Annotated in this window: 8 protein-coding genes; 1 reads left to right on the top strand and 7 read right to left on the bottom strand. The window is 65.6% G+C overall.

Features of this window, described 5'->3' with window-relative positions; genetic code table 11:
* Nucleotides 1–315 (top strand): response regulator transcription factor (locus tag HMPREF3036_RS05870; protein ID WP_231853581.1); only part of this gene is annotated, 315 nt, incomplete at its 5' end.
* 24 nt (nucleotides 316–339) lie between these two features.
* Here HMPREF3036_RS05870 and HMPREF3036_RS05865 read toward each other — a convergent pair.
* From HMPREF3036_RS05865 to nikA, 7 genes are all read right to left on the bottom strand, one after another.
* A complete protein-coding gene (locus HMPREF3036_RS05865) occupies nucleotides 340–1710 on the bottom strand; it encodes an FAD-binding protein (protein ID WP_062332433.1) in 1371 nt (456 codons plus the stop codon).
* Complete coding sequence (locus tag HMPREF3036_RS05860) at nucleotides 1707–3170, bottom strand: flavocytochrome c (RefSeq protein WP_062332430.1); 1464 nt, start codon at nucleotides 3168–3170, stop codon at nucleotides 1707–1709. Before HMPREF3036_RS05860 ends, HMPREF3036_RS05865 begins: the two co-directional genes overlap by 4 nt.
* 159 nt (nucleotides 3171–3329) lie before the next feature.
* Nucleotides 3330–4850, bottom strand: coding sequence for a flavocytochrome c (locus HMPREF3036_RS05855; RefSeq protein WP_062332427.1), 1521 nt, complete (start codon nucleotides 4848–4850; stop codon nucleotides 3330–3332).
* Between the two features lie 263 nt (nucleotides 4851–5113).
* The gene (locus HMPREF3036_RS05850) at nucleotides 5114–6697 is read right to left on the bottom strand and encodes an ABC transporter ATP-binding protein (protein ID WP_005436576.1); all 1584 of its coding nucleotides are present in this window, start codon (nucleotides 6695–6697) and stop codon (nucleotides 5114–5116) included.
* Nucleotides 6694–7512, bottom strand: a complete 819-nt coding sequence (locus HMPREF3036_RS05845) for an ABC transporter permease subunit (protein WP_062332424.1) — start codon at nucleotides 7510–7512, stop codon at nucleotides 6694–6696. The genes HMPREF3036_RS05850 and HMPREF3036_RS05845 overlap by 4 nt, the downstream gene beginning before the upstream one ends.
* Nucleotides 7509–8453 carry a nickel/cobalt ABC transporter permease gene (gene opp1B, locus HMPREF3036_RS05840; protein ID WP_062332421.1) on the bottom strand — a complete coding sequence of 315 codons (945 nt, stop codon included), beginning with the start codon at nucleotides 8451–8453 and terminating at the stop codon, nucleotides 7509–7511. Before opp1B ends, HMPREF3036_RS05845 begins: the two co-directional genes overlap by 4 nt.
* Nucleotides 8454–10043, bottom strand: a complete 1590-nt coding sequence (nikA, locus tag HMPREF3036_RS05835) for a nickel ABC transporter substrate-binding protein (RefSeq protein WP_062332418.1) — start codon at nucleotides 10041–10043, stop codon at nucleotides 8454–8456.
* Between the last annotated feature and the right edge of the window lie 248 nt (nucleotides 10044–10291).

Here is a 10291-nt window from a genome sequence, read left to right as displayed (position 1 = left end):
AAGACAGAGGTTTCCGCGCCGAATTTCTATGAAAAGCTGCTCGCGAGCGTCGAGAAGGCCATCGCGCTCGATTGGGAGCGGCGCTCGCACCACACGAGTCACATCGCCGCCATGAAGGACCTCGCCACGCTCACGCCGCGCGAGCGCGAAGTTGCGGGCCTTGTCGCCGAAGGCCTCCTCAACAAGGTGATCGCCGAACGCCTCGGCATTGCGGAAAAGACCGTCCAGATCCACCGCGGGCAGGTCTGCCGCAAGCTCAAGGTCCGCTCCGCAGTCGAGATCTCCCGCATTCTGGATCAGGCCGAAGGCCGCTGAGGCCGGCCCGCATTCTTCCTGCCGTCAGGCGCTGCGGCCCGCCGCAGCAAAGCCCGCCTCGCGGCCGAAGACGACCGACTCGAGCGAAAGGTTTCCGGGCACGCAGCGCATGCCGTGCACGCCGCCCGTGATCTCGCCTGCCGCGAAGAGCCCCTCAACGTGCTCGCCCGAGTCGGTCAGCACGCGCCCGCCCCCGTCGATCCTCACGCCTCCGAGCGTCGCCGATCGACCGAGCGTGACGGGCATCACCAGCATGTCGTTGTCATCGATGCGCACGCGCCAGCTCTTGCCCAGACGGTCTCCGGGCCCTTCGCCGTACGTTCTCACGGCGTCGACGATCGAAGCTCGCGACGGGGCGCCCTCCATGCCCGCCATGTCTTCCGAGCCCGTCACGCGCCTTGCCGTTCCTTCGGCAAGCAGCGCCTCGATCCGGCCGCGGCGAACCTCGGGCAGCCGTGCGACGTCCGAGAAGGAAGCCGCAAGCCACAGCACGTTGCCCGGCGCATCGAGGAGCGCCTCGACGACGGCCTCCCTGTCCTGCTCGTTGACCACGCGTCCACCCGAGGCGTCGACGAGGATGAAACGCAGCGGATGGAAGGGACACACCGCAAAACCCGCGCGGCCGGCCGTGCCCATGGTGAGCGAAAAGTAGTCCGTGCCGACGAGGTAGGCGCCCGCCTTCACCGCTGCCCTGAGGCCGAGCCCCGAGGCGCGTCCCCCGCGCATGTCGAAAAGCGCGCCAAGGCGCCTGTCATGCCTTGCGCAGAGCGCCGCATCGGACGCAAAGCCGCCCGTGGCGAGCACCGTCGCGGGCGCCCTGAGGATGCGGCGCCGTCCGTCCGCATCCTCGGCCGAAACGCCCGTGACGCGTCCCTGCGCATCAAGCACGAGTTCCCTGAAGGTGAGTCCCTGCAGGACCGTCACGCCCGCATCCAGAGCAGCGTTCATCATCGCGAGACGTCCCGCCCTGTAGTCGGAGGCGACGCAAGTTCTCGGATAGACGCCGCCCGGAATCTGGCGGACCTTGTTCTCGAATCCGACGCCGAAGCCCTCGAGCCACTTGAGTGCAATATAGGCTTGATAGCAGAGGATCTTGACGAGCGCGGGATCGGCGCGCCCGCCGCCCGCAGCCAGCGTCTGGCGGTAGAAGAGTTCCGGACTGTCCGTGATGCCCAGGTCGCCCTGACGCTCCGGGTCGACGGCGTTGAAGTAGAGCCTGTCGGTCACGTCGTTCGTGGCGAACAAATCGCTCGAGCTGTCGAAGAGCACGACCCGGGCACGCCTCTGGGCTGCGGCCAGAGCGGCTGAGAGGCCCGCAAGGCCGCAGCCTACGACGATGACGTCCGCGTCCGCCGCAGCGGACGAAAACCCCTGTTGTGCGTCCGTTCTTCTCATGCCGGCACCTCCGAGGCGGCCTCCCGGCCTGCAATGCGTCCGAAGACGTGAACGTCGGCGATCGCGTTGCCGCCGAGACGGCTTGCGCCGTGCACGCCACCCGCGACCTCGCCTGCGGCATAGAGCCGGCCGACGGGCTTCGAATCCCAGTCGAGCACCCGCGCCCTTGCATCGATCGAAACGCCGCCCATGGTGTGATGGCGGCTCATACTGGCCCTGCAGACCCAGAACGGCGGTTTGCGGATTTCATGGATCATGCTCTCGACGCCTCGACCGAAGTCCTCGTCCCTGCCCGACCTCACGAATCCGTTATAGCGGTTCACGGTCTCGACGAAGTTGTTGACCGGAAGCCTCAGCAGCTGCGCCATCTCCTCGAGCGTCTGAGCCCTGTAGACCTCCTGTCGCTCGAGTCCCTCGTGGAGCTCGCGCCTGAAGGACGGCGGATTGCTCTCGAATCCGTCGTGGTCGACGATCACGAAGCCGAAGCGCGAGGGCAACGAAAGGATCGTGTCGCGCAGGATGTCGCGCCTGTCGTCCTCACGCACGAAGCGGCGTCCCTGCTGGTCGACGAAGATGCAGCGCTCGACGAGAATTGCAAAGCGCGCGTAATGGACGTGAAGCGGAATGCACTCGATCCAGTCGCAGCCCGTCAGATAGGCGCCCGCCTCGCGGGCGGCGAGCATCACCTCGCCGGTCGAGCCCGCGGGATTGGTCGTATCAAGGTCTCCGAGCCTCGGATCATGCAGGCGGCAGAGCTCGGCGTTGGCCGAAAACCCGCCCGAAGCCAGCACGACGGCCCGCGAGGCCCTGAGCGTACACCTCGTGCCCGAAGCGTCGCGCCATACGACTCCTGCGGCCGAACCGTCCTCGTTGAGCACGAGGGAGAGGACGGGGCTTGAAGTCAGGATCTCGATGCCGCGGCTTCTGCAGGCGTCGAGCAGCACGTCGATGTAGCTGGAGAGCTTCGGCAGGTGGCTTCTCGGAAAGAGGCCGCCGTAGATCTGCGAGCAGAAGGGCTCGTACTTGACGCCGTAGCCCTCGACCCAGTGGAGCGCGTCGAGCGCCTCCGAGCAGAGGATCCTGACGAGTTCGGGGTCCCCGCGCCCGCGGCCTGAGGCGTTCGTGTCGGCGATGTGCCGCTCGAGCGAATCCTCGATGCCCTGGGCCCGCTGTCTTTCGGGGTCGACCGCATTGAAATAGCCGCATGAAAAGCGCGTGCTTCCGCCCGTGACGCCGAGCTTCTCGAGAATGACGATGCGTCCCTTCGTGCACTCCCTTGCGGCGAGCGCTGCGGAAACGCCCGCGCCGCCGCTTCCCACGATCACGATCTCCGCTTCGCCGTCCCAGCGAAGCCCTGCGGCCCGCACGGGCGGCATGCCCGCCGTGAGGCCTGCGGCCGCCGCGCCCGCAAGAAGCGTGCGGCGGGATAGTGTCGGAAGCCGGGAGAGAGGTTCGGTCATGGGTGTCTGCCTCGAAAAAGGTGCTGCACTCTAGTCTATAAGAACATGCCGTGCCTGCAGTCTCGGGAAAATGCCTACGTGCGGGGCGCGGAGCACGAAACGAAGACGGGCGGCCCGAAGGCCGCCCGCCGTCTCACGCCGAGACTTCAGGAGGAGAGGTTACTTGGCGACTTCCTGACCGCAGATGCGGCCGTTGACAAGGCAGTCGAGGATGGCGCAGGAGCCCAGACGCACGGCGCCGTGGATGCCGCCCGTGGCTTCGCCGGCGGCATAGAGACCCGGAATCGGTTCCTGATCCATGATGTCGAGGACCTGGCCCTTCATGTTGGTGAGCAGACCGCCCATGCAGTGATGGACCTTCGGGCTCGTGATGGCTGCGTACCACGGACCTTCGGTGAGCGGCTTGAACTCGTTGTTGATGTAGCGGCCGAACGGCTTGTCGTTCTTGGTCTTCGCGGATTCGTTCACCTGGGCGAGCGTCTTCTTGAGTTCGTCGAGCGGGATATTGAAGTCCTTGGCGAGGGCTTCGAGCGTGTCGTACTTGCTGACGATGTTCGGTTCGACGAGCTTCTTCATGATGCCCGGACGTGCGGCTTCGAGCTTGTCGGCGCCGTACTGGTTGGCGATGGCGATGGCCTTGAGGCCCTTGGCTTCTTCAGCGAAGATGGCGTCGGCGCGGACCTTGCGGTTTGCAAGCTCGTTGACGAAACGCTGGCCCTTCGTATTGACCCACAGGCCGTATTCAGCCGCAGCGGACTGCGTGAACGTCCAGCCGATGCCCATGCCCTTTTCCTTCGGGTTGGACCACGGACCGCACTGGATCCAGTCGTTCTGGATCTGGGCGCAGCCGATGTTGTAGGTTTCACGCCAGAGTTCGCCCGTGGCGCCCGGCTGGTTCGTCGTGCTGAACTTGTCCGTGAGCTTCGGGTCGTGCATCTGGCGGAACTTGACGTCGGCCGAGAAGCCGCCGTAGCAGAGAACGACGCCCTTCCTGGCGGCGATGAACTTCACCTTGCCGGAGTCTTTCTTCGGGAAGCGATAGCCTTCTCGGACTTCGAGACCGACCACGCGGCCCTTGTCGTCGCGGATGATGTGTTCGACGTAGGCACGCAGGCGGACTTCAACGCCGAGTTCCTTGCACTTGTCGAGTTCCTTGCGCACGATGCCCGAACCGGAGCCGTTCTTCGTGAAGACATAGCGCGGAACGGAGTGGCCGCCTTCCTGACCGATCGCGTCGAGGTTGTATTCGACGCCGAGTTCCTTCACCGTCCATTCATAGTTGGAGAGGGCATGTTCGGCGAGGACGCGAACCTTCGCGGGGTCGTTGAGGTAGGCGCCGGCAACGAGGATGTCCTGAGCGAGCAGGTCGACGGAGTCCTTGATGCCGTGCTTGAGCTGTTGCGGGCAGCCCGTGGCGGTCAGAATGCCGCCATTGATGATGGAGTTGCCGCCCGGGGTCGGCATCTTCTCGAGCACGACGACCTTGGCGCCCGCCTTGCGGGCTTCAATGGCGGCGGCAAGACCGGCAAAGCCGGAGCCGACGACGATCACGTCGACGGTTTCATCCCACTTGGCGGGAACCTTCGAGCGCGGGGCGGCCTGAACGACGGAAGCGGAGGCAAGCGCGGCGGCGCCGACGATGGAGCCCTGCAGGAAGGAACGACGGGACTGGTTGGTCATGATGTACTTCTCCTTATCTTGGTCAAGGAGCGGATGCACCGAGGTCAGCCGGGGCACCGCTTGAGAATCAGTCTAAGGAGGCTCGTCCCGAAACAAAAGAGGATCTTCATCCGAGCTTGAAAACGCCCGAAAACCGCCCGAAACGACTGTCCTTCGGGGCTGGATCCCGTTCAGGGCGTCCGGACGGCATAGGATGAACATCCTATGTTCCTAGGAGGTCCACGCCGTCCGCAGGCGCCGTCGGAGACCTCTCACATCACCGTTTACGCCCGAGGGAGCGCCGCCGCGGCGGCCTCGACGAAGCGCCTGCCCGCCTCGCTCGAGGGGCTGCCCATGCGTGCAGCGTCCATCACCTCGACGATGCGGCCTTCGGAGAGCACGGCGACCCTGTCGCAGAGCCTTGCAACGGCCTTGAGGTCGTGCGAGATGAAGAGCCAGCCGGCATGATCGGGCTTGAGCTCGGCAAGAAGCTCCATGATCTCGTCCTGCACGGAGGCGTCGAGGCTGCTGAGCGCCTCGTCGAAGACGACGAGCGACGGGCCGCCCGCCATGGCGCGCGCGATCGCGACGCGCTGGAGCTCTCCGCCCGAGAGCTGGTGGGGACGGCGCGACGCGTACTCGGCGGGAAGTCCCACGCGCCTGAGAAGGTCCCGCACATCGACGCGGCCGCCCGCAAGCCTCACGGGCTCCTCGATCACGTCCCCGACCGTCCAGACCGGATCGGCCGAGTCAAGATAGTTCTGGAAGACGACGCTCGCCTCGCCCGAACGAAGCTCGGAGCGGTCAGCGCCCCTCACGAGAATGCGGCCCGCCGTCGGCGCCTCGAGCCCGAGGATGAGGCGCGAGAGCGTCGACTTTCCCTCGCCCGAGCCGCCGATGAGTCCGACGACCTCGCCCCTGCGGACCTCAAGGTTCACGCCGCGGAGCACCTCGTGCACGCTCCGCCGCAGGAAGGATCCAGAGGCATAGTACTTCGTGACGCCCTCGATCCGGAGCACGGGCTCAGCTTCCGGCGCACGCTGCGGCTCCTCCGCTGCGGGCGCAGGGCCTGCAGCCAGGGATTCCTGCAGAACGGCGTTCGCACGCCGCCAGGCGAGCGCAAGCCTCTGCGTATAGGGATGCGAGGGGCGCTCGAAGATCTCGCGGCCGCCCTTTTCGACGATTCCGCCCGACATGAGGATCACGAAGCGGTCCGCAAGGCCCGCCGCGAGGCCGAGGTCGTGCGTGACGAGCACGAGCGCCGAGCCCGTCGTCCTCCTCACCTCCTGAAGGCTCGCGAGGACGGCCCTGACGTTGACGACGTCAAGCGCGCTCGTGGGTTCGTCGGCGAGAATCACGTCGGGCCTGAGGATGAGGACGCAGGCGGTCATGACGCGTTGGAGCATCCCGCCCGAAAGCTCGCACGGGAAGGCCCTGAGGATGCGGGCGGGATCGAGCCCGACCGCACGAAGCGCTCTGCTCACGGCCTCATCGGCCTTCGAGCCCGAAAGTCCTGCGGCCGAAGCGGTTTCGCCGAGCTGCACGCCGATCCTCACGAGGGGATCAAAGGCGGTCATCGCCTGCTGGGCCATGTAGAGGATGCGCCTGCCGCGCACTGCGGCGAAGGCGCCCGGCGCGCAGAGCGTCCGGCCCTCGAAGTCCATCGTCCCCGAGACCGTGAAGCCGTGCGGAAGAAGCCCCGCAAGCGCCCTCAGGGTCAGGGACTTCCCTGCGCCCGACTCGCCCACGAGCGCAAGGCACTCGCCCCTGCGCACGTCGAGGTCGAGCCCGTGCAGGATTTCCCTGTCCCAGGAATCACGGACGCGAAGGCCCGCGACACTGAGAATCACGTCGTCTGCGTCCGTCATTCGGTCCTCCTCACGTCGAAGGCGTCGCGAAGCGCGTCGCCGAGGAAGTTGAGCGCCGCCACCACGAGCAGGATCGCGAGGCCGGGCACGAACATCTGTCCCGGATAAAGCGTCATCACGTTCTTCGCGTCCGCGAGCATGGAGCCCCACTCGGGCATGGGCGGCTGTGCGCCGAGGCCAAGGAAGGAGAGCGCCGAGATCATGAGGACGACGCTGCCCGTGTCGATCGTGCCGAGCACGAAGCATTCGCCCGCCGCATTGGGCACGAGGTGTCCGAAGAGCACCTTCATGTTGGAGGCGCCGGTCACACGCGCGAACTGCACGAAGCCGGCCGAATTGAGGTGAAGGATGAGGCCGCGCATCATGCGTGCGTACCAGGGCCACTTGGCGAGCAGGCAGGCGATGAGCACGTTCTCAAGCCCCGGGCCCATCATGCCGACGAGGGCCAGGATGAGCACTTCGCTCGGGAACGACATCCACACGTCGCAAAAGCGCATGATGAGCGCATCGACCCTGCCTCGGGCCGCTGCCGCAGCGCCGCCAGCGATCATGCCGACGCCCGCCGTCACGATCATCGTGAGGAGCGCCGTCACGAAGGTGGTGCGGATGCCCCAGACCATGCGCGAGAGCATGTCGCGGCCGAGAAGATCGGTGCCGAAGGGATGCTCGAGGCTCGGCGGCAGGAACTTCGACGAAATGTCGATGGCCGTCGGATCGGCGAGCGGCAGCAGGGGCGCCGCAAGGCCTGCAGCGAGCACGGCGAGAAGGAAGAGGCCCGACGGGGCGGCCAGCGCCCTGCGCCAGCGGTTCGTCATGCCGCCTCCCCTGCGCCGCCTCTGCGGGCGCGCGGATCAAGCGCTGCCAGCGCAAGGTCCGAAAGCAGATTGAAGAGGATGAAGAACACGGCCATCACGAGCACGTAGGCGATGATCACGGGCAGATCCCTGTTGAAGATGGCGGAGACGCAGAGCCTGCCGATGCCGGGCCAGGCGAAGATGTTCTCGATCACGAAGGTGCCCGCGACGAGCTTCGGAATCGACATGCCGAGTGCGGTGACGGTACCCCTGAGGCTGTTGAGCATCATGTGAAGCGAGATCCGCCCCTCGGAGAGTCCGCGCGCCCTGGCGAACATCACCCAGTCGGACTCGGCCGTCCTCAGCATTTCGGTGCGGATGAGGCGAACGTAAGTGCCGACGTAGGCGAGCGAGAGCGAGACGGCGGGCAGAATCACCGACTCGGGAGTCCTCATGCCGTTCGTCGGAAGCCACCCGAGCGTGAGCGAGAAGAGCCACATCAGAAGGAGCGCGGCCCAGAAGTTGGGCAGCGCCGAGATCGTGAAGAGGACGCTGCGGATCGCCCTGTCGACGGGACCGCCCGCATGCCTTGCGCAGAGCCACCCGCACACCCCGCCCGTCACGAGCACGATCAGAAGGGTCGCGCCCGCGAGCGCCAGCGTGGGCGGGAAGGCTCGCAGGAAGTCGTCCGTCACCTTGTGCCCCGTCACGAAGCTCGTGCCGAGGTCACCCTGCAGCACGCCCGCGAGCCACTCGAAGTAGCGCGTCATGAGAGGGCGGTCGAGCCCGAGTTCATGACGCGTCTGGGCGATGAGCTCGGGCGTGGGCACCATCGCGTTCACGCGGATCGACACCTCGGCGGGATCAGAGGGCGAGAGTTCACCCAGCATGAACGCGATGAAGGTGATGCTCAGAAGCATCGGCACGAGGAGCGCGAGGCGCCGCACGAGCATGCCGCCCATTTATTTGCCCGCCTCCGTGAAGCTCATCTTCTCGAACGGGATCTCGTACTGCGTCACCGCAAAGGAGACGTCCTTGATCCTGTTCGAATAAACGGCCTTCGTGCGCGAATAGGAGACGGGGATGTAGACCGCCGCATCCGTGATGCGCGTGAGCACGTCGCGAACCATGGCGGCGCGCTTCTTCTCGTCGGCCTCGGTCATGAGGGCCGTGATGGTCGCGTCGATGTGCGCCTTGTCGGCAAGCCCGATCTGGGACTGATAGTCGCCGTGCGCGGGAATGCGCCAGGAGGAGAGATAGCTCTGCGGGTCGTACGGCGCGCCCCAGGAGAGCGAGTACTGCAGGTCGAATTCGCCCGTGCGCTGGCGGTCGAGGAAGGCCTGCTTCTCCTCGCCGATCACGCGAAGCTCGACGCCGATCTTGAGCAGGTCGCCCTGCATGGCCTCGGCGATCGTCTTTTCCTGGGCGTTGTTGGAGTTGAAGTAGAAGTCGAGCACGAGCCTTGCGCCGTCCTTCGTGCGGATGCCGTCGGCACCGGCCTTCCAGCCCGCCGCATCAAGAATCTCGACGGCCTTCTTCGGATCATGGCCGCGCTCCTTGAGCGGAACGTCGCAGTAGGGCACGCTCTTCGCAAAGAGCGTCATGGCGGCCGCCTCCGTGCCATTGAGAATGCCGTCGACCACGGCCTGACGGTTGAAGGCGTAGGCCAGCGCCTCGCGCACGCGCACGTCCTTCGTGATCGGGCGCTTCGAGTTGACGAGAATGGCGCGGGAGGCGATCGGCTCGCTCACCGCCGTGTTGAGGCGCTTCTCGTCCGTGAGCTTCTTGAACGCGTCGCCCGTGAGCTGGTCGCCGTCGGCGCCGAAGACGAGGTCGATCTCGCCCTTTTCAAGCGCCATCAGCATGGTCTGCGTGTCGGGCACGACGTTCCAGCGAACGGTGGGTACGATCGGCTTATCACCCCAGTAGCCCTCGTTGCGGCTGAAGAGCGCGTACTGCTGGTCCTTATGTTCGGAGAGCACCCAGGGACCCGTGCCTGCGAGACAGGTCACGCCGTCCTTCGTCCCGCCGTCCTTCATGCAGGCGGGCGAGATGAAGCGGAAAGGGCGCGAGAGCCCGAGCTCGATGAGTGCGGGGAAGTACGGATGCCTGAGATGCAGGCGCCAGGTGTGCTCGTCGACCACTTCGCTCGACTCGATCTCGTTGATCATGTCGAGCCAGGCGTGGCGCGTGCGGTTGGCCATGACGGCATCGATGTTCTTCTTGACGGCGTCGGCCGTAAACGGCGTGCCGTCCGTGAACTTGACGCCGCGGCGCAGATGGAAGGTGTAGGTGCGGCCGTCCCCGGAGATCTCCCAGCGCTCGGCAAGCGCGGGCTGAACCCCTTCGGGCGTATTGAAGACGAGCGGCTCGAAGACCATGGCCTGAGCGGCCATCTCGCCCAGATAAAGATGCGGATTGATGTTGCGGATGTCCTTCATGCTCGCATATTCGAGCACGGTCTTCTTCCGGGCTTCCCCGGGCGCGTCGGATTCTCCGCAGCCCTCAAGCACGAGTGCGCAGGCGACGGCAAGAGCAAGCGTTCGCTTCATGTCATGTTGTCCTTCCGTAAGGAGTGAATGGAGGGGCCCGCGGCCCTCAGAGCCCGTCCCCGTCCCGACATCATACTATTTTGAGAATCTTCATACATCCGCCAACAGAACTAGCAGAGGCGTGCATAAGGATCGGTTTCGCGAAGCCGGCATGATCCCGTCATTGTCCTGAAACGAAAAAAGGAGCACGGTCCCTAAGGCGTGCTCCTTTTTCCCTGTATTCCTCTTGTGCCGGCTCTTGGCGGTCG

The sequence above is a fragment of the Sutterella sp. KLE1602 genome (assembly GCF_001578585.1).
In the GTDB taxonomy this organism is placed as follows: domain Bacteria; phylum Pseudomonadota; class Gammaproteobacteria; order Burkholderiales; family Burkholderiaceae_F; genus Sutterella; species Sutterella wadsworthensis_A.
Note: the sequence above shows the minus strand (reverse complement) of the source record. Positions and strands in the feature narration are given on the sequence as shown.